Annotated in this window: 21 protein-coding genes; 18 read left to right on the top strand and 3 right to left on the bottom strand. The window is 38.7% G+C overall.

All coding sequences use genetic code 11. The features are described from left to right. Positions 1–23: 23 nt before the first annotated feature. Complete coding sequence (locus tag LAQ65_RS01455; protein ID WP_224115151.1) at positions 24–3,107, bottom strand: PKD domain-containing protein; 3,084 nt, start codon at positions 3,105–3,107, stop codon at positions 24–26. 104 nt (positions 3,108–3,211) lie between these two features. Further along, on the bottom strand, positions 3,212–3,499 hold the full coding sequence (locus tag LAQ65_RS01460; protein WP_224115152.1) for a hypothetical protein: 288 nt from the start codon (positions 3,497–3,499) through the stop codon (positions 3,212–3,214). Positions 3,500–3,951: 452 nt separating this feature from the next. Here LAQ65_RS01460 and LAQ65_RS01465 point away from each other — a divergent pair, with 452 nt between their 5' ends. From LAQ65_RS01465 to LAQ65_RS01550, 18 genes are all read left to right on the top strand, one after another. Next, positions 3,952–4,734 carry a polysaccharide biosynthesis/export family protein gene (locus tag LAQ65_RS01465; RefSeq protein WP_224115153.1) on the top strand — a complete coding sequence of 261 codons (783 nt, stop codon included), beginning with the start codon at positions 3,952–3,954 and terminating at the stop codon, positions 4,732–4,734. Positions 4,735–4,760: 26 nt separating this feature from the next. Then, the gene (locus LAQ65_RS01470; RefSeq protein ID WP_224115154.1) at positions 4,761–7,061 is read left to right on the top strand and encodes a polysaccharide biosynthesis tyrosine autokinase; all 2,301 of its coding nucleotides are present in this window, start codon (positions 4,761–4,763) and stop codon (positions 7,059–7,061) included. Between the two features lie 128 nt (positions 7,062–7,189). Continuing rightward, positions 7,190–8,545, top strand: a complete 1,356-nt coding sequence (locus tag LAQ65_RS01475) for an oligosaccharide flippase family protein (protein WP_224115155.1) — start codon at positions 7,190–7,192, stop codon at positions 8,543–8,545. Beyond that, a complete protein-coding gene (locus tag LAQ65_RS01480) occupies positions 8,533–9,825 on the top strand; it encodes a hypothetical protein (RefSeq protein WP_224115156.1) in 1,293 nt (430 codons plus the stop codon). The genes LAQ65_RS01475 and LAQ65_RS01480 overlap by 13 nt, the downstream gene beginning before the upstream one ends. A gap of 21 nt (positions 9,826–9,846) precedes the next feature. Next, entirely contained in the window at positions 9,847–11,028 is a 1,182-nt protein-coding gene (locus LAQ65_RS01485) for a glycosyltransferase (protein ID WP_224115157.1), read from the top strand. 34 nt (positions 11,029–11,062) lie between these two features. After that, positions 11,063–12,163: a glycosyltransferase family 4 protein gene (locus LAQ65_RS01490; protein WP_224115158.1), complete on the top strand. Its 1,101-nt coding sequence runs from the start codon at positions 11,063–11,065 to the stop codon at positions 12,161–12,163. 10 nt (positions 12,164–12,173) lie between these two features. Further along, a complete protein-coding gene (locus LAQ65_RS01495) occupies positions 12,174–12,902 on the top strand; it encodes a hypothetical protein (protein WP_224115159.1) in 729 nt (242 codons plus the stop codon). A 14-nt stretch (positions 12,903–12,916) separates the two neighbouring features. Continuing rightward, positions 12,917–13,807: a glucosamine inositolphosphorylceramide transferase family protein gene (locus tag LAQ65_RS01500; protein ID WP_224115160.1), complete on the top strand. Its 891-nt coding sequence runs from the start codon at positions 12,917–12,919 to the stop codon at positions 13,805–13,807. A gap of 26 nt (positions 13,808–13,833) precedes the next feature. Beyond that, complete coding sequence (locus LAQ65_RS01505; RefSeq protein WP_224115161.1) at positions 13,834–15,258, top strand: MBOAT family O-acyltransferase; 1,425 nt, start codon at positions 13,834–13,836, stop codon at positions 15,256–15,258. A gap of 35 nt (positions 15,259–15,293) precedes the next feature. Beyond that, on the top strand, positions 15,294–16,211 hold the full coding sequence (locus LAQ65_RS01510) for a DUF1574 domain-containing protein (RefSeq protein ID WP_224115162.1): 918 nt from the start codon (positions 15,294–15,296) through the stop codon (positions 16,209–16,211). A gap of 18 nt (positions 16,212–16,229) precedes the next feature. Next, positions 16,230–17,378: a glycosyltransferase family 4 protein gene (locus LAQ65_RS01515; RefSeq protein WP_224115163.1), complete on the top strand. Its 1,149-nt coding sequence runs from the start codon at positions 16,230–16,232 to the stop codon at positions 17,376–17,378. Between the two features lie 218 nt (positions 17,379–17,596). Then, complete coding sequence (locus tag LAQ65_RS01520) at positions 17,597–18,907, top strand: MBOAT family O-acyltransferase (RefSeq protein ID WP_224115164.1); 1,311 nt, start codon at positions 17,597–17,599, stop codon at positions 18,905–18,907. Positions 18,908–18,910: 3 nt separating this feature from the next. Next, entirely contained in the window at positions 18,911–19,876 is a 966-nt protein-coding gene (locus LAQ65_RS01525) for an SGNH/GDSL hydrolase family protein (RefSeq protein WP_224115165.1), read from the top strand. Between the two features lie 2 nt (positions 19,877–19,878). Beyond that, positions 19,879–20,952 carry a DUF354 domain-containing protein gene (locus LAQ65_RS01530; protein ID WP_224115166.1) on the top strand — a complete coding sequence of 358 codons (1,074 nt, stop codon included), beginning with the start codon at positions 19,879–19,881 and terminating at the stop codon, positions 20,950–20,952. A 137-nt stretch (positions 20,953–21,089) separates the two neighbouring features. After that, entirely contained in the window at positions 21,090–22,103 is a 1,014-nt protein-coding gene (locus tag LAQ65_RS01535; RefSeq protein ID WP_224115167.1) for a Gfo/Idh/MocA family protein, read from the top strand. A 2-nt stretch (positions 22,104–22,105) separates the two neighbouring features. Beyond that, complete coding sequence (locus tag LAQ65_RS01540; RefSeq protein ID WP_224115168.1) at positions 22,106–22,981, top strand: aldo-keto reductase family protein; 876 nt, start codon at positions 22,106–22,108, stop codon at positions 22,979–22,981. A 9-nt stretch (positions 22,982–22,990) separates the two neighbouring features. Beyond that, complete coding sequence (gene wecB, locus LAQ65_RS01545; RefSeq protein ID WP_224115169.1) at positions 22,991–24,082, top strand: non-hydrolyzing UDP-N-acetylglucosamine 2-epimerase; 1,092 nt, start codon at positions 22,991–22,993, stop codon at positions 24,080–24,082. Positions 24,083–24,120: 38 nt separating this feature from the next. Continuing rightward, the gene (locus LAQ65_RS01550; protein ID WP_224115170.1) at positions 24,121–25,506 is read left to right on the top strand and encodes an undecaprenyl-phosphate glucose phosphotransferase; all 1,386 of its coding nucleotides are present in this window, start codon (positions 24,121–24,123) and stop codon (positions 25,504–25,506) included. 3 nt (positions 25,507–25,509) lie between these two features. On the opposite strand, the gene LAQ65_RS01555 is transcribed toward LAQ65_RS01550, so the two are convergent. Then, positions 25,510–26,391 carry a hypothetical protein gene (locus LAQ65_RS01555; RefSeq protein WP_224115171.1) on the bottom strand — a complete coding sequence of 294 codons (882 nt, stop codon included), beginning with the start codon at positions 26,389–26,391 and terminating at the stop codon, positions 25,510–25,512. Positions 26,392–26,432 lie beyond the last annotated feature (41 nt).

A 26,432-nucleotide genomic window follows, 5' to 3' on the forward strand; every position in this document is an offset into this window, starting at 1 on the left:
TTTCTTTTTGTCGTCTTCAAGGGTTATAATTTCTGGAACTTCCTGATCATTGCTGGTTGGTTCTCGAATTGTACGCTTAATACATAAGAGCCGGCAGTTAAGTTACCCAGGTTATAGGTCTTTATTAAAGTAGCGCTGCTATTTTGGACCTGGTCAGTAAATACAGCTACACCTGTCATTGAATAAATCCTAACCACCGCTTTCCCTTGTGTTGCATTATCTATGCGAATGGTCATATCCGATTGCACCGGATTGGGATATATTTTCATGGCTGATGCATCGACAATTCCATTTACATTCCTTACGGTGACTTTTACTTCCTTAGTAGCTAAGGCGCCTTTATCATCCTTAATGGTCAGTTGGAATACATAGATACCCTGCTTCAGGTTGGATACTGTTGTTTTCGCACTGTTTGGCGTTTTGATTAATGGTTGTGTAGATCCATTGATCATTTTCCACTGGTAAAGGGTAATCGTTCCATCGTTATCATAAGAACCTGAACCATCAAGTGATACTGAATCTACTGGTTGCGTAATATCCAGGTCATTATTGGTAACTGCAACGGGGGCCTGGTTGGCTGCTGCTGCTTTCACTGTTACCTGTATGGTATCAGCATCTTTCAAGCCATCGTTATCGGTTACCTCCAGTCTGAATGAATAAACACCCTCAACCAATCCGCTAACAGCGGTTTTTGCCTGTGATGCAGTTGCAATGGCGGGAGTTCCCGGACCAGCAATTTTTGTCCACTGGAAAGCACTGATGATTCCGTTCGGGTCAGAAGAAGTGCTACCATCGAGGTTTACTGAATTTACTGGTAGTACAATAGACTGATCTCCTCCAGCACGGGCAACCGGTGTAGTTGTCCCTAATGCGGCACTCACTTCCAGCGTTAAGTCAGCAGTACCTTTTAGTCCGTCGTTATCAGTTACTTCCAATTGGAAAACATAGGTGCCTGGTGCCAGTTTAGAAGCCTGAGCTGTTGCCTTGTTACCATTAGTAATTGAAGCTTGGGTCGGGCCACTGACTTGCGTCCAGTTGTAAGCTGTAATTGTGCCATCAGGATCAGTGGAAGCGTCACCACTAAGGCTGATACTGGTTCCCACAAGAGTTTGCTTACCATTGGTTTTTGCGACAGGTGCTTTTTTCGTTGAAACAGCAGTAGCAGCATTAACTGTAACTGTAACTGTTGCTGAAGCAGTAGCACCTTTATCATCTGTTGCCGTTAAACGGAAAGTATAAGTACCGGCAACGAGTTTGGTAATGGTGATAGCTGGTGTGATCGTGCTTGATAAAGTTGGTACACTTGGTCCTGCTGATAAAGTCCATTTATAGGCACTGATCGTACCATCGGCATCAGTAGCAGAACCATTCAGGTTCACGGAATTGGTAGGTAATGTTATTGTCTGGTTGGTTCCTGCATTTACAACAGGTGCTTTGTTGGCAACAGTTGCATTGCCCACTGTTACAGATACTGTAGCAGATCCGGTTGCACCTTTATTATCAGTTACAGTCAATTTAAAGGAATAGGTTCCTGCAACAAGGTTGGAAACAGTAATTGCAGCAGCTACCGTACTGGAAAAAGTTGCCGTATTAGGACCTGATACCTGAGACCATTTATAGGCGCTGATAGTACCATCTGCGTCGGTTCCCGTTCCGCTCAGGCCTGTAGAATTAGTAGGTAAGGTAATTGATTTGTTTGCGCCCGCGTTCGCTACCGGCGCTATGTTGGCGGTTGTTGCCGTATTTACTGTTACTGAAACATTTGCAGAAGCAGTAGCGCCTTTATTATCCGTGACAGTCAATTTAAAATTGTAGGTTCCTGCTACCAATGCAGAGACTGTAATTGCAGCCGTTGTGGTACTGGAAAATGTTGCAGTACCTGGCCCTGAAACCTGAGTCCATTTATAGGCGCTGATCGTTCCGTCAGCGTCTGTTCCGGAACCACTCAGACTAGTTGAGTTTGTAGGTAATGTTATGGTTTTCGCTGTTCCCGCATTGGCAACCGGCGCAACATTCGCTATGGCAGTACTGCTACCGACAGATACAGTTATATCATTAATACCTGTTGCCCCCTGGTTATCTGTTACGGTTAATCGAAAAACATAAGTGCCTTGTACCAGGCTGGAAGCAGCTGTGCTTGCTGCATTTGCATTGGCAAAAACTGCAGTACCCGGTCCGGATACCTGAGACCATTTATATGATGTTATTGAACCATCGGCATCAGAGGAATTTCCCCCGTTTAATGTAACTGAATTTGTAGGGAGGGTAATAAACTGATCAGCACCTGCATTTGCAACAGGGGCCTGGTTTGCAGTTGGGGGCGTTGAACCTGATGGGGTTACATCCATGTTTGCATATGTGGCCGAAGAATTACCGTAAAAAACAGAATCTATATAAAAAACACGGGTAGTTGAAGTAGATGCCGGATTCCAGCCTTGTGACCATGGGTATTTATAAACCCCAATCTTTGGATAGGCATAAATAGCGGTTGAATTTACGTAATTGGTAACACCAGTATAAGAATAAACCAATACGTCATTGCGCCAAACTTTTATTGATCCGCTTGCATCTTGTTTATCATCAAAGTAAATAATCCAGTCTTCCCACTGATCATACATTACCGGACCGACAGTCGTAAATGTTGGATTCCCACCATTGGATGAGTTTCTTTGTGATACACGCCAGTTGCCGTTTACAACCTGTAAGGAGAGGGGCGGGGATCCGATGTTAGAATGTAATTGAAATCTTATTTCTTCTGCAGGATCATTTGAGTTCGAAGACGCAGGGGAGTACATGGAAAAAGCATACCACTTTATATCACCGTTTTGCCCTGACTTGGTACCACTATAATTATAATATTTTTCGCTGCGATGTGAACCGCTGCCGTCTGTTGGTACGCCGTCAGATTTATTAAGTTCAACCCTTAAGGACTGATTCCCGAACCGTTTGATTGAGGAGTTATTGGTCATTGAATAAGAACAACAGGATGCTTCACCCTGGAATGAACTGCCTTTTGGATTTGCATCATTCATCGAAAATACTTTCCAGGATTGAGCGCTACCTAAAAAGGGTGCTAATAGCATTAATGCAGCTACAAATGTTTTCATGGTGCTTGGATTAAAATGTTCAACGCCTTACGTCAAAAAATAAACTACTTGACTGTTTGCCGGACAGTTATAAATTACCTGGCAGTTAATTGAATATTATCAGGTTATGAAATTTTTGCTGTATAAGATATTTCGTTACAGCAATAGGTGACGACTGGATGTTTTTTTCCGGGGCGGTATGAAACAAACTGTTTGTTTACAACAAAAACTGGCTTGCCAGAAGGCTCTGTTGTCGCAGAAAAGACATTTGTGAGGAGCCTGGTTCCTACTGTTTGTTTGATCCAGGTTTGTGTTGGTGGAGTTGGGATTGTTTGCATTCTAACCAGCTTAACTGCTGTAGCAGGGTCATGGTTATGCGCAACTTTTCCCTTGAAGGGTACAGGTTTGTTCATACAACATTGGATTTAAATTCGTTTTTTTTATGATCAAGTTCCATGCCAAAACATAAAACGAGGTTTCAAAGTAATTCACAGGTTGTTCAATAGAAGTAAGAACGAATAAATAATTTTAATCGGTATGAAAAAATCATATTTAGTTACATGTAGTGTTTTTACATAATAATTATGCTAGACATTCGTTCTCTTGCTGATTAATTATCGTAAAATTTCAATTAATCAATTTGGTAGTTCTACTAAGATTATATTAGCCGGGAATTTCCTACTTTATAATTTGATATTTATATTTGTTAGGATAGGCTGGGCTGTTATTAGTCTGCCAATTTAACCATTAAACATTGATAATCAGGTGCTTATGAAAATTTGGCTATATAGCCAACATTCATTATGTTATTTTTGCACATCTAATGTGGTGATAACAGGCACTTGCACGTCAACAACGACTATTTATGAATAAAAAAATCACTGGTTTTTTATTCGGTTTGTTTGCCTGTATATTGCTTGTATCCTGTGCAAGCCAGGAAAAGGCCCGATATTTTGAAGGCGTTCCGCCTACAGAATACAGAAACCTGGCATTGAATTATGAGCCGGTTATCCGGAAAGGGGACATTCTTAGTATTGCTGTAAGCAGTGCTAACCCCGAAGCAAGTGCTATCTATAATTCCCCCATAACCAGTATACCCAGTACAGATATAGTAGCTACAATTAACCAGGTTACAGGTTATCTTGTAAACCAGGAAGGCAAAATTACCTTTCCGGTATTGGGAGAAATACAGGCTTCAGGATTAACAAAAAAACAATTGGCTGATTCAATTGTGTCGATGATCTTAAATAAAAAATTACTTGTAGATCCAATTGTAATCGCCCGTATCATGAATTACAGGGTTACAGTATTAGGAGAAGTTGCTAAGCCGGGTGTAATAAGTGTTCCAAACGAAAAGATTTCTATCCTCGAAGCATTTGGATTTGCAGGCGATCTTACTCTATTCGCAAAACGGGATAACATCATGGTGATCAGGGAAGAAGAGGGAAAGAAAGTAATTAGGAGAATAAACCTGAATAATGATGAGATATTCAGGTCACCTTATTACTATCTTAAATCAAACGATGTCGTTTACGTGGAATCAAACAGGGCTAAGGTAAAGAGCACCAGTAGAGGCGATATCCTAATTCCTGTAATTATGGCCACTCTGACTTTCCTTACCATAGTGATAGATAGAACTGTGCATTAATTTTCCGAATCCCAAAATGTTTTCAAATGATCAATGATCGAAAGAAAAATACCCCTCATCGAAAAAATGATGAGTTCATAAAACCATTCATACAGAAGTATCTTCCTTACTGGCCGCTTTTACTATTGTTGGGTATTGTTTGCCTTTCCCTGGCTTATGTTTATGCTCAATGGGCTGAGAAAAGCTATGAAGTTAAGGCCCGTATCCTGATCAACGATCAGCAAAAAGGGATTGATGAATCAAAAATGCTTGAATCGCTTGATGTTTTCAAGGGGTCGACCATTGTTGAAAATGAAATTGAAATATTGCAATCCAGGACGCTAATCAGGAAGGTTGTAAAAAATCTATACCTGTATGCACCCATTTTTCAGACTATTAATTCGAGAAAGGTTTCTGCCTTTAGGACAGCTCCATTTCGTATCCAGGTTTCAACACCTGAAAATATTAAGGAAGCGCAGAATATAACAGCTGTATATGAGGATAATTCAAGAACTGTTACCATAAAGAATAAGAATTATCCATTGAACCAGGTTGTAAAAACACCATGGGGTGAAATGAGTTTTTTAAGCAATCCTGATTTTGAAGCGGGAAAGGGTAGTAATGTTTACTCTTTTTCATTAATTGATATCCGTAAAGTGGAGGAAGGATTATCAAAAAGCCTTAAGGTTAGTCCGGTCAACAGGCTTACCTCAGTAGTTGATATTACTCTTAATGATAGTGATCCAGGCAGGGGTAAGGAAATTGTCAATGAACTCATCAGGCTATATATACTTGCAGAAGTTGAACAAAAGAACGTGTTGGCACGGAATGTTGTTGCATCAGTTGAAAACCGATTGCAATATGTTTCGGGACAACTGGATTCTGTTGAGAATGCCATCGAAAGATACCGTTCCTCTGAAGGCATAACTGATATCAGCATACAGGGTAAACTTTACCTTGAAAATGTAGGCCAATACGATCGGCAGATCCAGGATGTAAATATTAAACTGGCTGTTTTGGATGAGGTGGAGAAATTTGTCAATTCAAAGCAGGCTGCCAGCGGGGTTATTCCTTCCGTAATGGGAGTAGATGACCCGGGACTCAGTCAATTGTTGGAAAAGTTAAGTGAAGCCCAGTTCCAATATGCCAAACTGAAAAAAACCACTGGTGAAAACAGTCCAATACTGAGCTCCCTTTCTGAACAGATAGCTGCTTTAAAGCCTTCCATATCAGAAATGATCAATAACCAGCGGACCTCTTTGTCAATTAGTAAGGCAAGGCTGGAGAATACAGGGAGCAGGTATACTTCTATGCTTAGTACAATTCCCCATAAGGAAAAGCAATTGCTTGAAATAGGCCGCCAGCAATCTATCAAAAACCAGATTTATTCCTACTTGCTGGAAAGAAGGGAGGAGGCAGCTTTATCATTAGCAGCAACCAAGCCAGATTCCAGGGTAATTGACCTGGCAGAAGCTTCCGTGAAGCCGGTTACTCCTAAAAAATTGTTCATTTATATTGGCAGCCTTATGGTTGCTGGATTACTTGGATTGATGTTTGTGGAAGTGAAGGAAGGCATGGGTAAGCATGTGAAATTCAGGAAGGAAATAGAGGATGCAATTGATTTGGAGATTATTGGTGAAATATTCCAGGATCGCAAAGCTACCCCGGTCGTATTTAATAGTAAATCAAAAAGCAAAGTTGCAGAACAGATCCGATCCATAAGGAACCAGCTTTTTTACACCGGTACATCAGAACGTAGTAAAATTCTGTTTATCAGTTCATTTGTTAAGAAAGACGGGAAAGCTTTTCTTGCTTTGAACCTTGCGTCAAGTATGGCTATCGCCGGAAAAAAGACATTGCTGGTTGACCTGGATGCAAGTCAATTGAATATTACCCGGCATTTCTCATTGGAAGATAAACCTGGTTTTTCTGATTATATTAATAAGGTAAAACCGGCGGCTGATGCTATATATAATTCCAGTGAACAGGAAAATTTGTATGTTATGCCCGCAGGAACCACAACTGGTAATATTGAAGCATGGCCAGATGAGCAATACCTTGAAAGCCTGTTTACGTACCTGAGAAATACTTACGATTGTATAATTTTTTGTGCAGGCCCTCTGGGGCAAAATGCCAATGCCAGAAGGGTAGCAAATTATTGTGATAAAAGTATCCTGGTAATAAGGCACAATGTTACACCGAAGTCTGCCTTGCTTGCTTTTGCAAAAAGGCCGTCTGATAGTGGCTTAACGTCACCGGTAATAGTTTTCAATGGTATAAGGGCAAGGGGATTTGCAGGAAGAGGGTATGGAGACGGATTGGGATATGGCTACGATCTTAAGTATTAAAACTGGAGCCGAAACCCAGATTATATAGAATGGAAATTAATAATCGCTGCATTAAAATATGTGCTTAGTACCTGAATTGTGACTGAGGGAGGCGTAGCCGTTTGAGTTTTAACTGAAACTATAGCAAAATGAAACAGTTGACCGGTGTTCTTCGGAACTATTTTTTAAAAGGAAGCGAAAGATCCCTGGTTGTAAAAAGAAATGTGATTATCTCATTTCTTATTAAAGGGATCAGTGTGGTTGTTGGGTTTGTAATTGTTCCGGTTACCATCGGGTATATTAATAAAACCCAATATGGCATGTGGCTTACGCTGAGTTCTATTATTGGCTGGTTTAGCTTTTTTGATATCGGACTGGGAAACGGACTTAGAAATAAACTGGCTACAGCTATTGCACTTAACGATCTCTCTAATGCTAAACGTTATGTTAGTACAACCTATATTCTTGTTGGTGCAATTGCTTTGTTAGCAGCCCTGATTTTCTACTTCGTAAACCCATTTATAAGCTGGAACCATGTACTGAATGCAAATGAGCCCGGATTGGATCTGGGACGCATCGTGTTATGGTTGTTTTTCCTTTTTTGCTTCCAGTTTGTTTTTCAACTGATTAATGTAGTACTTACTGCACACCAGGAATCTGCGAATGTTTCGGTTATATTATTAATCGGTCAACTTGCTTCAGCAATTGGGATTTTCCTCCTTTCTAAATTTACTGTAGGTTCACTTTTTTACCTTGTGCTGGTCCTTACCGGGCTACCTCCACTTGTTCAAATGATTGCAAGCATCTACCTCTATTCGGGAAAGTTAAAATTGATTGCGCCTTCATTTAAGGACCTTGACCTTTCCAATGCAAAGGAATTATTGGGACTTGGTGGTTATTTTTTTGTTATCCAGCTTGGTGTGATTGTCCTTTATCAGACCAGTAATATTATTATCACACAATTAATGGGCCCTGAAGAGGTTACAACGTTTAATATTGCTTACAAGTTATTTTCAGTTGTAACAATACTACTGACTATTGCTATTACACCATTCTGGAGCGCATTTACCGATGCTTACGCAAAGAATGATTTTGAGTGGATTCAGAACATCCTGAAGAAAATAAGATTATTCTGGGTGATCGTGGCCATAGGGGCAACATTCCTTTTATTTATCTCTCCCATATTTTACAAATTATGGATAGGTGATAGCGTGCATATTACTTTCTCACTTTCATTTGTAGTATTCCTGAATGTGCTTGGGAATGCCTGGGTGGCTACCCATTGCTATTTCCTGAATGGTGTTGGTAAAATAAGGCTGCAGTTGGTGATGTATATATTTTGCATTCTTGTGAATATTCCGCTTTCTATAATGCTGGGAAGGGTTTGGGGTATCCAGGGTGTAGTAGTCAGCAGTATTATTATTCATATTATAATGGGCTTTGTTTTCTACATTCAGACGGAAAAAATCATTGCTAAAAATGCTCTTGGCATATGGAACAAGTAATGATTAATCAGGATTCCATATCATTTGGCGATATGTCACGTTTAGAAAGGATCTACCAGGTTATTTTCATGATCTGGCTTATTGGGATTTCTGGTTCTCCTCTTTTCATTGCTAATGCTTATGGGCTGGTTATCGGTCTAACTATTTATGCCATACTCGGAATTGCATTTGTTAAAATAAATCTTTTTCACTTCGCAAAATCTTTACTTGTATTCGCTGCTATACTTTTAATTCAGTATTTATATTTCGGGTCGTATTATGCCGGTACCCAAATTTTTGTATTCCTCAATATTTTTCAGGCAATGATGGCAGTAGCTATCATGTCTACCGGTTTCTTTCATGTGTATCATATGGTTTTAAAGGTTATTGCTATTATTAGCCTTGTGTTATTTATCCCGATTTTAATCAACCCTTCCATGTTAGATATCATTCTGAGCTATTCTCCGGTAAAATTCACCCTGGTCAACAGGGTTTATGAATTTGACCAGGTCGCTCAGAATATAGTTGTTATGAACTTCAATTCAACTTTTGAAGGATTGCGCCGCAATAGCGGACCTTTCTGGGAACCTACTGTTTATGGCGCATTTTTACTACTTGGATTAATTCATAGTTCTTTTGAATCTGGGTCTGTATTTACCAAAAGGGGTTTAATTTATATTGCAACTATTATTACAACATTTTCAACGACCACTTACCTGGCAACTTCCCTGTTTGTTTTTTGTTTTTACATTATATTATACAAGGATCCGCTTTTACGGCTTATCTCTCTTATTACATTTATGGTGATATTTATGGTCGGGTATTCCCAAATTGATTTCCTTGGTGACAAAATTGAGAATGAAGTAAAGAATATACAATCTGATGCCATTTACCTGTCTGGAAATACCCGTCTTTCAAGCGCTTATTTGGATATTACCGAACTCCCCATTGAACCTTTTTACATCTTCTTTGGAAGAGGCGCACATTCTCAAACACGAGTAGAAACCTGGGACAAAACTGTGTTCCGGATAAATGGTATAACCGACCAGTTGTCCAGGTGGGGTATACCCTGTTTTATTTTTTTCTTTTTTGGCATTAAAAGATCATTTGGAAGGATGGCCAGGTATTATAGCATTAGCCCGGTTATGTCCTGGGTCGCTTTTGCAAGCCTTATAATAATGTCATTTAGTGAGTTGTTTTTTAATTTAGCTTTTTTTACTTGTTTTTTCTTTTTCCAGGAGGCATACAAGTATCACGATGAAGCGTTAAGTGATATCCAGGCTGATGTTGGCATTGCCTGAACTAAATTAACATTAGGTTAAATGAAAAAGAAAAACATATTTTATGTAGGATACAGCGGGTTCCCGATAGGGCTGGCCCAGGTCGAAAGGCAAAAGCAGATTGCCAGGGGACTTATCCATGCCGGATGCCCGGTAACTGTAATTTGCCGGAAGGGAATACATACTCCCGATAATGGACTGGCTGCCAAAGGCGAATTTGAGAATATTCCTTATATCTATACTTCCGGTTCTTCTTACAGGCCTAATTCCTTCTTTCAAAGAAATTGGGAGAAGCTGGTTGGATTAATCAGGGAAGCCAGTTTTATCATCGGAAAAAGAAGAAACAGCCAGGTTGATGCCCTATTGGTAACCACCTTAAAATTTTCAGATGTTATCTGGTACTGGATCATTGGTGGTTTAACCCGCCTTCCGGTTATTATTGATACTGTTGAGTTTAACTCTTCCATGGATATCAGGAAGGGTATTGTGAAAAAAATAGATGAGGGGTTGTATGATAAATATTCTCCCCTTCTGGCGGACAGAGTGATTGTTATCAGTGATTTCCTGCTTCAAATGGTCCGGGGTAGGTACCCAAACAAACCCCTGCTAAAAATTCCGGCAATTGTTGATTTTACTAAATTCACCGGACCCCTGAAGGGAAGTGATCCTTACTTCCTTTATTGTGCCAGTGCAAACTACCTGGAAATTATTGCATTCGTGATCAAATCCTATGAAGTTTCAAATGTGGCTGGCGCAAAATTATTCCTGGTATGTAACGGATCTGAACCACAGATGAATAAATTAAGGGAATTGATCCGCAATTCTAAGAGTTCAGCCAATATCGTACTGTTTTCGGCATTACCTTATCAGGATCTGGTGGACCTTTACCGGAATAGCTTCGCTTTGCTGATTCCCTTGCGGAATACCCAACAGGATGTTGCAAGGTTTCCTCATAAGCTTGGTGAATACTGTGCGGCTTCAAGAGCTATCATAACTACAAATTTCGGTGAAGTAAAGGCATATTTCAAGGATGGAAAGAACGCTTACATCGCCAATGAATACGACGTTCCTTCATTTGCGGCAAAAATGAGTGAAGCATTTGAAAATAGGCAATTGACTGAAGAAGTTAGCAAACAGGCATTCATTACTGGTAAGGAGAGCTTTGATAATGTTGTACTCGGAAAGAAAATAGCAGATTTTATTTTCCCGGAATGTGTAAACTAAAAATTGGCGTGAGGGGTGAATTACACAATATAAAATGAAAAAAATAAATGATGATACCGGCTTGTGGATCGGCCCTTCCTGGAATAGTAAAGGAGGTGTGGCTAGTGTAATTGAAACTTATCACAAAATGGGATTTTTTGAAAGTTGCAATGTTTATTTTCTGGCAACTATGGAAAATGGAAGCAGCTGGCTGAAATTAAAGCTGTTCCTCAGTTCCTTTTTATTTTTCCTTTTGAACCTGAAATCCTGGCGCTTCCTGCATGTACACATGAGTTCAAATGCCAGTTTCTGGAGAAAATCAATATATATACTGGTTGCCAGTATGTTTCGGATTCCGGTAATCATTCATTTACACAGTTCTTCATTTCCTGATTTTTATTTTGGATCAGGTATATTTTCGAAGGGGTTTATACGTTATGTATTCGGAAAGGCCAGGAAAATACTCGTATTATCCAGGCCCATGATGGAATTGGTTTCACATTTCCAGTTGGAAGACAGGGCTGAGATATTTCCCAATCCTGTCATAATGATACCTATGTCCACCCAGGAAAGGGAAGCCGATACCGTCCTTTTTATAGGGAGAATTATCGTTGATAAAGGAATAGTGGAATTGATCAGGGCAATCTCTGAAGTTAAAAAAGTTGTGCCGGGTGTGAAGGTATTAGTGGCTGGAACCGGGCAGGAAGAACTTATGAGAACTGAGATTCGCAAGCTTGATTTGGACATGAATTTTATATTCCTTGGATGGATAAGTGGCGACAAAAAAAACAAGTTGCTGCAGGAAGCGACCATTATGGTTTCTCCATCCTATAATGAAGGTCAGTCCATTTCAATCCTGGAGAGTATGATGGCTGGTTTGCCCGTCATCTGCACTTCAGTTGGCGGGAATGAATACCTGTTGGGACAACCAAAGACCGGGCTTACAGTTCCGGCAAAGGATGTGAATTCACTTGCTGCGGCAATTATCTCGCTGCTTCAGGATAAAGAGTTGCGCGACCGATTAGCGTTACTCGCAAGAAAAAGGGTGGAAGGCAGTTTTGAATACCATCAGGTTGAATATTTATTGAAGAATATTTATAATAGTATATCTGATCAACACAAAAAGAATATAATAAAGATTTATGGTGAGGTATAAAATGAAATATATGGCCTTGCCCGTTGGTGTTTCCTGGTTTTCGGCAAAGCAGTCTGCATTAGACCAGGTGCTGCCGAATGTCTATTACCATATTAAGGAATCCGGCGGGAAGCAAATCAGTGGACAAAAAGAAATTTCCAAGACACTTGAAATTGATCTTACCCAGCCTGAAGAATCATTACATGCAGGATTTATAAAATCATACAGGCAACAAATACGACAGGCTGAAGATGAAGGTGTGATCTGTTATTTTAAAGATGATGAATTAGAATTCTTTTCAGACTTCTTCAACCAGTTTGCCAGGTCAAAGAAAATCCATACGGTTACCCCGGAAAGGCTTGTAGCGATGAATGGGCATCTTAAGTTAAGCTTTGCATCATTCAACGGAGTTATATTGGCTGCGCACAGTTATATAGTCGACAACGACCTTAAAATTGTACGGGCGTTTCATTCAGCTTCAAGGCGACTTGAAGATTCTGTCGAAAGAACCCGGGTGGGTAAGGCAAATAAACTGCTCCATTATAAAGATATGCTGGCTTTTAAACAGCAGGGCTTTAAAACATATGATTTTGGTGGAATCGCCATAGATACCGGCAATCCTGAATTAAAAGGTATTAATGATTTTAAACTCGGATTCGGTGGGCAGGTGGTAGAATGCGAAAATTTCTACAGTTACGGATATGTATTACTTAGAAAACTTTCCAGGATGTTTAAAATTACCAGTAAAACCACAGAGTAAACAGGAATGCAGATATGAATTTTACTGAAAAAATATTAGATAAACTTTATTATAAGCAGTGGACTATTGGTATTGGAAAATTAAGTCCTGAAGAATTTATTCGGGAAAAGAAGACTGACTTCCATGTCAAGTGGCTTGACCTGGGCAATTCCATGCGCTTCCTTGCTGATCCTTTTTTTGCTGAAACAAAGGATGGCGGGTTATCAATCCTCGTAGAAGATTTCCGGTCAGAATTTGATTATGGAATATTATCGCTGGTGAACGTAAAACCAGATATGAAGGAACCTGTAATCAGGGAAATCATGAATACAGGCAGCCATTTGTCTTATCCTTTTTTATGGAAAGAAGGAGATAAAACATATTTGATCCCTGAAGCCGGGGCAAGTGGTTCGGTTCCTTGTTATTTGTATGATATAGTTAGTGGTGAAACAAAGTTTGTGAAAAATCTTTTTGATCAAACATTGATTGATCCGACCATAATTAAAAAGGACGGCAAATACTGGTTGTTTGCTACAATGGCTTCACCACATCATAACAACCATTTACACCTGTTTTCGGCAGAACATTTTTTGGGGCCATATACAGCCCACACCGGCAATCCCATTGTAACTGGCCTTAAAGGGTCCCGACCTGCTGGTAATATTTTTGAAGTGGATGGCAGTCTTTACAGGCCGGCGCAGGATTGTTCCGGATACTATGGGGGAGCTATGGTTATAAAGAAAATAACACTGCTAAGCGATAAGGGATATGCTGAAGAAGATTATATGGAAATCTTACCGAGGAAGGGCACTAAATATGATTTTGGTATCCACACTATTAATTTTTTTAATGGGTATGTTGTAGTTGATGGCCTGAGAAGGTTCCTGGCTCCGATCGAAAAAGCCAGGCATATTCTGGCAAAATGAAGAGAGTAATTTGAATTCCTGATACTATGTTGTTCAATTCGATAGAATTTGTTATTTTTTTTATAGTTGTAACTACCCTGTATTTTTTGCTTGAGCATAAATACCGGTGGTTTCTTCTTCTTGCAGCCAGTTGCTATTTTTATATGGCATTTGTGCCGGTTTACATCCTCATACTGGGATTCACTATTGTGATTGACTATTATGCGGGAATCATTATTGAACAATCAACAGGAAAGAAGCGAAAGTCCTGGCTGATCGTTAGCCTTTTTGCTAATATCGGTGTGCTGGCGGTTTTCAAGTATTATAATTTCCTCAATGATAATTTAAGTTTTCTCCTTTCCAGGGCAGGAAGGGAAAACCCGATTCCATATTTAAAAATACTATTACCAATTGGCCTTTCCTTTCACACATTCCAGGCAATGAGTTATACCATTGAAGTATACAGGGGTAACCAGAAGGCAGAACGTAATTTTGGTATTTATGCATTATATGTAATGTTTTATCCCCAGTTGGTTGCAGGCCCGATCGAGAGGCCGCAAAACCTGCTTTTCCAGTTTTATAAGAAACATAGTTTTGATATTGATCGTATTTTCAATGGTTTGAAATTAATGTTATGGGGCTTCTTTAAAAAACTGGTAGTAGCCGATCGATTGGCTACTTATGTTAATGCTGCCTATAATTACCCTGAGAACCATAGCGGTCTCACCCTGATTGTAGCCACCATCTTTTTTGCATTCCAGATTTATTGTGATTTTTCGGGTTATTCTGATATAGCTATAGGGGCAGCAAGAGTAATGGGATTCGACCTGATGAAAAACTTCAACAGGCCATATTTCTCATCTACTGTTTCTGAATTTTGGAAAAGGTGGCATATATCCTTATCGACCTGGTTCAAAGATTATCTATATATATCCCTGGGTGGTAACAGAGTGTCTGTTCCGCGGATATATATTAACCTGTTCATTGTTTTCCTGGTTAGCGGGTTATGGCATGGTGCTAACTGGACATATGTGATTTGGGGTGGATTAAATGGATTATACCTTGTGGCGGCAATCATGCGCGACAAATTACTGGCAAAATATAAATTAGAAATTCCTGGTGCACAAACCTGGGCTGGCAAGTCATTCAGTATACTTTTTACTTTTTTACTAATTTGTTTTTCATGGATATTTTTCAGGGCCGCAAATGTTGATGTGGCATTTCAGATTATCCGGAAAATGGCTAAACTTGAAGGACCGCTCTACACAACCTATCCTACTATGTTTTTTTGCCTGCTGAGTATGGTGATGCTACTTGTTGTGGAAGTGAAGCAGGAGTATTTCAATGGAGCATTTAGCTTTATGAATAACAGAAGCCCAGTGGTCAGGTATTCCACTTATCTTTTCCTTTTACTGATGATATTATTAATGGGTGTTTTTGATGGCGGTCAATTCATTTATTTCCAGTTTTAGGAACCAGATAAAAAATGAACTATAATTCGTCTATAATGGTGTTTTTTAGAAAAATTCTGATATTGGTTGTTTTGCTGCTTGCTGTTGACTTTTTAGCCGGCGCAGTGCTGAAACATTTTTATTTCAGGCAGAAAAGCGGCATCGATTATCAAACTATCTACTCCGTTGAAAAGGCAAATGAGGATATTCTATTTTTCGGCTCTTCAAGAGCCGCACATCATTATGTACCTGATATTTTTGCTGATAAATATGCAATGAGTGCATATAATACCGGAAGGGACGGAAATTATATCCTTTATGGCTATTGCCTTGCGAAATGCATATTTGAACGCCATCAACCTAAATTAGCCATTATTGATGTTAGCCGTAATGAGTTCCAGCGTAAAGAAGGTAGTTATGATTACCTGTCTTCATTACTCCCATTTTACGGTAACTATGAATCAATCCGGGATATTATCGATAAAAGGAGCAGGTTTGAGCCCGTTAAATTATTTTTCCACACCTATCCATATAATAGCCTGTTCCCGGTAATTGCCCTAAATGTAATCAGGGAAAAATCAAAAGCGTTGAATATTAAAGGATATATCCCCCTTTATCGTTCAATAGACCGGCCAGCAAAAGTCATTTCCAAAGAACCCGACTATGAGTTAGATCCATACCTGGTTGATACTTTCAGGCAATTTATTAAAAAATGTAAGGAGAACGGAATTGCTGTAGCCGTGGTTTGTTCCCCATATTTTGATAAATATGAACAGGAAGACGCTACTTTGATAAAAGTGAAGGAGATATGCAGTGAGGAGTCAGTTACATTTCTTGATTATTCGCAGGATGCACGTTTTACCGGTAATCAAAAAAAATTCGATGACTACAATCATTTAAATAATGATGCCGCCAAAGAATATTCAGCAATTTGTTCAGATACCCTAAGGATACTGCAGCATAAAATCAATTAATCCCTTACCTATTTAAATATGAAAATATTAATGCTTGTTCCTGGATTGCCACTGGATACAAATAAGATAAAAGGAGGCGTACACTCTGCCACCATTAATTTATTGAACGGTTTTAAAGAAGAAAAAGCGCAGGTAAGGTTACTTGCTTTTACTAACGAGGTAAAAGAGGTAACCATCCGGAACTTTTCTGATACAATCGATATTTATTTTATCCCCGAGGGTAAGATGCCTTATCACGCCCTTAATTACCTTTTTGCCTGCAGAAAACATGTTGAAAAACAATACCGTTCTTTTCAGCCAGATATTATCCATTTTGAATTGGGTGGTGCTTTTCTTTTGTCTTCCCTATGCAGGATTGACCGTAAGAAAATGGTCCTGACTGTTCATGGTATTGCATTTGGTGAAGCAAAGATTTCAACAACATGGAGGCGGAAATTAATGTGTTATTACAATGGCTACCTTGAGAGGTTACTTTTGCCAAAACATGTGGTTCAGCTTTCCGAATATTCCAACAAACTCTTTAACAGCTGGAAAGGAGGAAAGGCTGACACTTGCATTATTCCAAATGCGATTAAAGCCGATTATTTTCAGATACCGCCTATTGGCCAGGTTAGTGGAACCATTTTATACCTTGGTATATTATATGACAGGAAAAATATAATGCTTCTTTTGTACGCACTAAAGAAACTGGTGGAAAATAATATGGCTTATCGTCTTGAAGTAGTGGGTGGTTACCTTAATGAGGAATATAAAGAGCAGGTTGAAAATTACATAAAGGAAAATAAACTTGAGCAATATATACATTTCAACGGGTGGCTCACACAACCCGAGGTGATCGAAAAATTAAATGAAATAGATATTCTTGTTATAACCTCCAAGCAGGAGACGCTGCCTATGGCTATCGCCGAGGCGATGGCTGCAGGACGTGTAGTTGTAGGAACTGATGTAGGCGGTATTCCGGAAATGATCGATAATAATGAAAATGGATTTGTTTTTACCGAAGGCTCTGAATCTGGCTTGTACAGTATTCTGGCCTCTTTATATAAGAAAGATGATAAGGTAAAACAGATTGGAGCAGCGGCCAAAATTAAGGCACAAAACACTTATTTTGCTGCCAGGGTTGCCAGGGAAACATTAAATTTTTATCAGACAATAATCCGGGCCTGATAACTTGACCTTTTAGGGTAGGAAACCTAGTATTTATAACAATAAATACTAGTAAAAAAACGTATTTATACGAATAGAAAAATAAACACAACGGGAGTAAAATGTTATTTAATTCTTTTGAGTTTGTAATCTTCTTTTTTGTTGTTACAAGCTTATATTTTCTGGTTTCTCACCCGTACAGGTGGATACTTCTCCTATTGAGTAGCTGCTATTTTTATATGGCATTTGTTCCCGTTTATATTCTGATTCTCGGGTTTACTATAATTATAGACTATTATGCGGGTATGCTTATTGAAAAATCAACCGGTAAGCGACGAAAAATATGGCTTATTGTAAGTCTTGCTGCAAATATTGGCGTATTGGCAATATTCAAGTATTATAATTTCCTGAATGATAATTTGACCGCATTGCTCAGTGGGATAGGGAAATCAAATCCTATCCCATACCTGAAAATACTTCTGCCGATTGGGCTCTCCTTTCACACTTTCCAGGCAATGAGTTATACCATTGAAGTTTATCGGGGAAATCAAAAGGCTGAGCGGCATTTTGGGATTTATTCGTTGTATGTAATGTTTTATCCCCAGCTTGTTGCTGGTCCTATTGAAAGACCACAGAATCTTTTATTCCAGTTTTATAAGGAGCATAAGTTTGAATATAACCGGGTGATTGCAGGATTACAACTCATGTTATGGGGACTATTTAAAAAGCTGGTGATTGCTGACCGGCTTTCCATATATGTAGATTCCATCTATAACAATGCCGAACACCATAATGGTCCCACTTTTATAGTAGCTACTGTATTTTTTGCATTTCAGATATATTGTGATTTTTCTGGCTATTCAGATATAGCAATCGGTTCCGCAAAAGTCATGGGATTTGACCTTATGACGAATTTCCGGCGGCCATATTTTGCAACCAGTATATCAGAGTTTTGGAAAAGATGGCATATCTCATTATCAACCTGGTTCAAGGATTATCTCTACATATCACTTGGTGGCAACCGGGTTACTGTGCCCAGGATGTATTTTAACCTGTTTTTTGTTTTCCTGATCAGCGGTCTGTGGCATGGAGCAAACTGGACTTTTATTATTTGGGGGGCACTCAACGGAATTTACCTGATTTTTGCACTTATTTCTCAAAAGTACCGGGACAGGTTTAATGAATTTTTGGGAATAGCCAGGAACAGACAATTCCATAAAATACTTCAGATACTGGTGACATTTGCCCTCGTATGTTTTTCCTGGATATTCTTCAGGGCGGCAAACTTTCATGATTCCAGTTTAATTATCCACAGGATATTTACAACAGGTGGTTCTGTTTTTATCGGAAATATGTTTTTATTCATCTATTGTATATTGGCAATTTTGCTTTTACTTGGAATTGAATTGAGGCAGGAATTGAAAGGACAGATTCTTTACTTTAATAGTGATCAATTGGTCCTTCGGAATATTTCTTATATGTTCCTTATTTTATTAATACTACTTATCGGGGTATTTGATGGTGGTCAGTTTATTTATTTTCAATTCTGATGCATGTGGATTTTTGGCAAATGGTCACAAATGGAGAAAATGGATATTATTAAGTTTATTAAAAGGACGCTGTTGTTCTTCTTAGCTGTTTTCCTGTTGGATTTTACAGCGGGCCATGCCATGCGATATTTTTATTTTAAGCAGAATTCAGGATCCTTATATCGGACAACTTTTGCTTTGGACAGTACCAAAGCCGAAGTGCTGGTTATTGGTTCTTCCAGGGCAAGCAGGCATTATAACCCTGAGGTAATGCAGGAAAAGATGGGGATGTCAGTTTATAATGCCGGCCAGAAAGGGAACCATATTTTTTACCATTACGGAATTTTGAAAGCTGTCCTTACAAGGTATAAACCTAAAGTGGTGGTATTAGATTTATTATATGATGAATTCAAACCTGAACAGGATAGCTATGACAGGATATCAACCCTTCTTCCGTATTATGATTCGCACCCTGAATTGATGGAACTGATTCAACTGAGGGGGCCATACGAGACAATTAAATTAAGATCCAGATTATATCCCTATAATTCATTGATATTGCCGGTTATTAATGGAAACCTGGGGCTGGATAAAAAACGGGAACCTGAAATCAAGGGTTTCCTTCCGCTGGACGCAGTTATGGCCGATTCCGTCAAGAAAAATTCTGCAAGAGTGGAGTATCCCCTCGACTCAATGAAATTGAAAACGTATGAAAAAATCATATCAACCTGTAAAGAAGCGGGAATCAGTTTATTCATTGTTTTTTCACCTGCCTATCTTGATGATATCATAAGTAATTATTCTGTAACAATTGGCCGTGAAATGGCTGTCAAAAACAATGTGCCATTTTTTGACTTTGCAGAATCAGCACCTTTTATGAATGATTATAAGCTTTATTCAGATAACGTTCACCTCAATTCAAAAGGTGCGGCAATATTTTCAAGGCAGGTAGCAGATAGTATTCTTAATCACCTAAAGAACCCTCGTTAATTATGAAAATCTGGTTCGATCTATCCAATTCCCCGCATATCAATATGTTCTATGATATGATAAAAGAGCTTGAAAGCAGGGGGCATGAAATAATTATTACCTGCAGGCCACTGGCTAATACAATTGACCTTTTGCAGCAAAAAAAACTCCAATACACCGTTGTGGGTGAGCATTATGGCAAAAATCTGTATAAGAAAATTTTTGGCTATCCAATTCGTGTAACCCAATTGGTTAAGTTCTTGTCCGGTAAGAAAATTGATATTGCAATTTCTCAAAGTTCATTCCATTCACCTGTTGTTGCCAAACTACTGGGCATACCATCAATCTATACAAATGACAATGAGCATGCGATGGGTAACATTCCTTGTTTTTTAATGGCTTCTGAAATTTTAATTCCTGAAAACCTGTCTGTTGAGAGTATTGTCAGGAAAGGTGGGTCCAGAAACAGAATTAAACAATACCCTGGTGTGAAAGAAGGGATTTACCTGTGGAAAAAAGGTGAAGATATCCATGCAGTTAGAAAAACTAATCCTGCAGATAAAATCAGGATTTATGTTCGTCCTGAGCCCCTGACGGCACAATATTATAAAGGTGGATTAAATTTCCTGGATAATTGCCTGGAGCAGATACAGCACAATTATGAAGTGATTGTATTACCAAGGGATAAGACCCAGTTACAGCATTACCGGCAGGAAAAATTTTCAGCACTTCAGGTACCTGAGAAACCACTGCATTTCGATCAGATCGCCGCGAATTGTTCTTTATTCATTGGAGCGGGCGGTTCTATGACCCGAGAAATGGCTATCCTGGGTGTTCCAACAATATCTGTTTACCAGGACGAACTCCTTGAGGTTGATAAATTTCTGCTGGAAAAGCATTTGATGATGCATGAGCCAAACCTGGATTCTGAAAAATTGAAGGATTATATAAAAGCGTTAGATAGTAAAGAGCCTGCACTGATTCTTATGGAAAAGGGAAAAAAGGCTTATTATATGTTTATTGAAGAGATACTGAGACTTGGGCAAAAAAGTTCGGGGAGCAAATCCTTCAGGCTGGAATCAGTTGTAGATAAATAAACGCACATAACGCGGGCACACATTTATTTATTTTGTTATATAGGGCAAAATATAAGAATTGGTGCTCTTTTACAATATTATGGTAGTGAAACAGTTTTAAGGAATAAATGAGTTATATAATTTTTTAATTACGTGAAATGGTAAAAGTTGGACTGATAGGAGCAGGTAAAATGGGTATTTCTCATTTGGCCATTCTTGGAGCACATCCTAATGTTGATGTGGTTGGGGTATGTGATACCTCTAAAATGGTTATCGAAGCATTAGAAAAATATAGTTCATTTCCTTGTTTTTATGATTATAAGAAAATGTTGGCTCAGGCAAGGCCAGATGCGGTCGTAATAGCTGTGCCAACAAAGTTCCATGCTTCTATGGTTGCTGAAATGCTAAATCTTGGCATTCATGTTTTCGTAGAGAAACCATTTTGCCTTCGGCCGGAAGAGGGACTTGAATTAACTAACCTTGCAAAAGCCAAGAGATTGGTTAACCAGGTTGGGTATCATAATAAGTTTGTAGGCACTTTTACTGAGGTTAAAAGAATTCTTGATGGTGGCTTTATTGGAGAGGCTTACAATTTTATGGGCCAGGCTTATGGCCCGGTAGTTGTTAAGCCGAAGCAGGAAACATGGCGGTCGAATCCAGAAGAGGGCGGAGGCTGCCTGATGGATTATGCTTCTCATGTTATTGATCTGATTAATTTTTTGCTTGCGCCGGTTAAATCTGTTCAAAGCAGTGTGCTTCAGCCGATCTTTTCAAATAGTGTTGAAGATGCAGTTTATGCTATGATGAAGCTTAATAATGGAGTATCAGGAATGCTATCCGTTAACTGGAGTGATGAAACACACCGAAAAATGACAACTTCAGTAACTATCAGTGGTAAAAAGGGAAAGATCATTTCTGATGCCAATGAATTAAAAGTATTTTTTAAAGATGATAATTGTCCACAAGGTTATTCAAAGGGATGGAATGTGAAATATGTGACAGACCTGACGCCAACAGTAGATTATTACCTGAGGGGAGAGGAATATTCTTCCCAAATGGATTATTTCATAAAGGCAATTGAAGGAGAAGTGCCAAATGATATTAACTCATTTGAATCTGCAAACAAAACAGATGTGGCAATTGCTTTAATCAGACAAGCTCAACAAAGATAAACATGGAAAGAATTTTATTCGGTGATAATCAATTTTTTGCTGTTAACCATATTTCGGATGAAAAGTCGATGGCGCAATCCATCCGTTTTAAGGAAGATTCTGCTATTATTCGTACACTGGATTATGCAATAGAAAGTGGTATCGGGACTTTTATGTGCACTACCCATGACCGAATTGCGAATATTTGTGATGTATTGAGAAAAAATCCACAAAAATATGCTGAATTTAAGATTTTCCCTTGTATGCCATATGCGCATAAATATGCCAATGCGGTAACCGAACTGGGGATAGCCGGAACACTAAAACAGTATGTGCCGGGAAATTTTTTTGGTTCACTTTTCAAAGGTGGTGTTGCTTTTTTATCGAAAGATTTTTTAGCGATTATGGAATTGCTCATTGATGCAGAGATGAAAATGTTCAAAGGAATTCAAACACCAGTAATCTTTTTGCAAAATGTTGTTACCGATTTACTTTTAGGACTGGGCATGAAAGATGTTCTTGTGGCTTTTCATGATTATGTGCAAAAAAAATATAATGCAGAAGCAGGTTTTATCACAATGAATATGCCTGCTTTGCTTGATGTATTGGAGAACGCCGGGATTAAAAATCCAATCATCTGTGCTTCAATAAATAAAGCAGGATTCAGAATGTCAGGAGGGAAAGCGCTTTATGAACAAACCCTTCGTACCCGGACCTTTAGGGCAATTGCAATGCAGGTACTTGCAGGGGGAGCAGTTTCCCCAAAGGAAGCTATAGAATATGTATGCAGCCTGCCAAATATTCAATCTATCCTATTTGGTGCCTCATCTAAAACGAATATAAATGACACGGTATCCTTGATTCATCAATATGATGGCGTTTACCAGCCATCCAAATAAAGAACTCTAATGAAAATTACTATAGTTGCTGGTGCCCGGCCAAATTTTATGAAAATTTCGCCGATTATCAAAGAGATTCATAAAAGGGAAAGTGAAAATGCCGACATCAAATACCGTTTGGTGCATACCGGCCAGCATTATGATAAAAAAATGAGCGCCGACTTTTTTGAACAGTTGGGCATCCCGGAACCCCATGTTAATCTTGAAGCAGGGGGAGGAACACAGGCAGAGCAGACTGCTGCTATCATGACGAGGTTTGAAAAGGAGTTACTGGAACATCGGCCAGATCTTATTTTAGTTGTAGGTGATGTTACATCCACCATGGCTTGTACAATAACAGCAAAGAAATTGTGTATTGATGCAGTCCACGTAGAAGCTGGTATTAGGTCTGGAGATATGACTATGCCTGAAGAAATAAATCGCATTGTTACGGATTCTATTACCGATCATTTTTTCACCACCAGCGAGGTTGCAAACAATCACCTTAGGAATTCGGGGGTAACCGAAGACCGCATCCATTTTGTAGGTAACACCATGATTGATTCATTATTAGGGAACCTGGAAAAGGTAATTCAACCTGATTTGTGGCAAACTTATGAACTGCATTCCGGAGAATATTTCCTGTTAACCCTTCATAGGCCAGCCAATGTAGATGATCCCTTGAACCTGAAATATTTGTTGGAAACAATAATTAAAAGCACCGGAAACCTTAAAGTCATTTTTCCTGTACATCCCAGAACAAAAAAAATCCTTGATGGTTTGGCTCTGAATATGCCCAACCTTATACTGGCTGAACCATTGCCATACCTAGAGTTTATATACCTCGTAAAAAATGCGAAGGCTATAATTACAGATTCTGGCGGTATAACGGAAGAGGCAACGGTATTAGGGGTACCTTGTCTTACAATGCGCAATTCAACTGAAAGACCTGAAACAGTAACGGTTGGGACCAATGAATTGGTAGGAACAGATCCGCTTAAATTAATTCCTTTTCTTAATAAGTTAATGGCTGGTGAATGGAAAAGGGGCCAGATACCCCCATTATGGGATGGCAAAACAGCGGAAAGAATTATTAAAAAACTGGAAGAAATTTATAATTAAATTTTCGTACATTTTCGAATTGACCTTATCCAAGCTTCATGAATAAATTATCTTACTTATTTTACCGGTCAATATTATGGTTATGGGATTTATTTTCCCTAAACCTGGTCTTGATAATCGTAAGCTTGTTAATTAAGAAGGTAGATGCTTTTCATATTACAGAGTACCATGTTTTTTTTGCTTTTACAAACCTCGCCTGGGTTGCCTCCGTGCATTTTACCGCATTATATTTAAGTAAGAACTGGCTTGATTTTGAGATATTTTTTAAACGGACTTTTAAATGTTATTTATTAGCGCTATTCTTTTTACTGTTTTTTATTTTTTTATACCAATATCCATTTTCAAGGTTGTATATGGTATTGGTTATAATAGGTTTTGGAAGTATTCTTGTATTTAACCGGGTTATTTTTAACCTGCTTATATACTCGCTGCGCAATAAATTTAAGTTGCAGAAAAATGTTGTTATTCTGGGTTACAATGAAATATCCCTGGGGTTATTAAAATATTTTAAAGAGGAATCAAAGTTTGTAAATGTTGCTGGTTGCTTTGAAGACAGGGAAAGGGTTCCCAATGACCCGGAATTTCCAATCGTGGGCGGGATAAAAGATTGCATGCATTTTGTTATTGAACATAATGTGACTGAAATATATTCTACACTCGCACCTGAACATTTTCCCGATTTATATGATTTAGCAAAGGCCGCTGAAAAGCAATTTGTTCATTTCAAATTTGTACCTGACTATAAGATTTTTGTAAATCGCAATATTTATATTGATTTTGTCAATAATATACCTGTTCTTTCACTTCGTAATGAACCACTAGAAGATACAGGAAGCCGAATTAAAAAAAGATTGTTTGATTTTATTTTCAGTATTCTGGTTATAGTTTTCGTTCTTTCCTGGTTGATTCCATTAATGGCAATTTTGATAAAACTTAGTTCAAAAGGCCCAATATTTTTTATGCAAATGCGGTCTGGCAAAAGTAACAGACCTTTCAAATGCATTAAATTCAGGAGTTTGCGGGTAAATGACGAAGCCAATGTAAAACAGGTTACCCGTAATGACAGCAGGGTTACATGGATTGGTAAAATCATGAGGAAAACGAATATTGATGAACTCCCACAATTTTTTAATGTTTTCATGGGAGATATGTCCGTGGTTGGACCAAGGCCACATATGCTAAAACATACTGAAGACTTTTCTAATCAATATAAACAATATATGATCCGTCACTTTGTAAAACCGGGAATTACCGGTTGGGCACAGGTGAATGGTTACAGGGGGGAAATCACTGATAATAAACTTCTTCAGAAAAGGATTGAGTTCGATATCTGGTATATGGAAAACTGGACACTATGGCTGGATTTACGGATCATATTGTTGACAATTTTCCTCTCCATTAAAGGAGATAGAAATGCCTTTTGATACTTACTGTTCTACACTTACTTTTTTGCTGTCATAAAAGCGCCTTAAAGAATCCCTGATCCGGGCAGTATCTGCTGCCATTGCCGGCAACAAGAAATACAATTTATAAGTGATGGAATCTGGTGATGAAATCTCTATTTTGCTCCCCAGGTCCTTCAACTGATTATACCTTTTGTATGCCCTGTTTTTATTAGTTGTTTGCTCAATAATAAAGCGCCATTGGCTATTTTGGGCAGTTGCAACAGGTATAACAGCTGGTGCCTGATGCGCAAGACTTGTATCCACAGCATTTAAAACGCTCGTGTCTGGCTTTGCATTCATTGAATCTGTTGCAAGTATTACAAGCGTATCAGCATGCGCCTCTGAAGGTTTGATTTCTGTATTTGTAGATGTTGAATTATTTACAAATAAGCGCCATCCACCCCAAACAATTATGATAAGGGTTAGCGAGCTTATCAGCGCAATAACCCATTTCTGGCGGTTATTATTTTCAGGATGATACCTGGTTTCATCAATAAAAGCAGAAGGTTTTCGGCTTTCTGCAGTCAAATCTTCCATCCTTTCAGCTACCATTTCTCCGGGCGTGAAATCAAATAAACCTTCCTTTGTTTTCACTAGTGTACCAATTCCCTCAATATAAAGCGCTTTTCCAATATTAAGGAATGACCTGTTAAGCATAATATAGGACTCCAGGTCAGAAAGGGCAAGGGATTGCATTTTCCCTGTATGTGTTTTTACAAATTCAATGAGATCGTTACTGATGGTAGCATCGTATTTGTTTTCAAATTTAACTGCCGGACCATCAGTGGTAAAGGTTCCAATACCCGGTAAGCTCAATCGTTTTTTCTGGTATAGGTATTGCGTGATTAAATTGTCTAGTTTCAATGCAGTATAAATTGATTACTCCACAAATTAAGTAAAAATTG

Source organism: Flavihumibacter profundi, assembly GCF_020076305.1.
GTDB lineage: Bacteria > Bacteroidota > Bacteroidia > Chitinophagales > Chitinophagaceae > Flavihumibacter > Flavihumibacter profundi.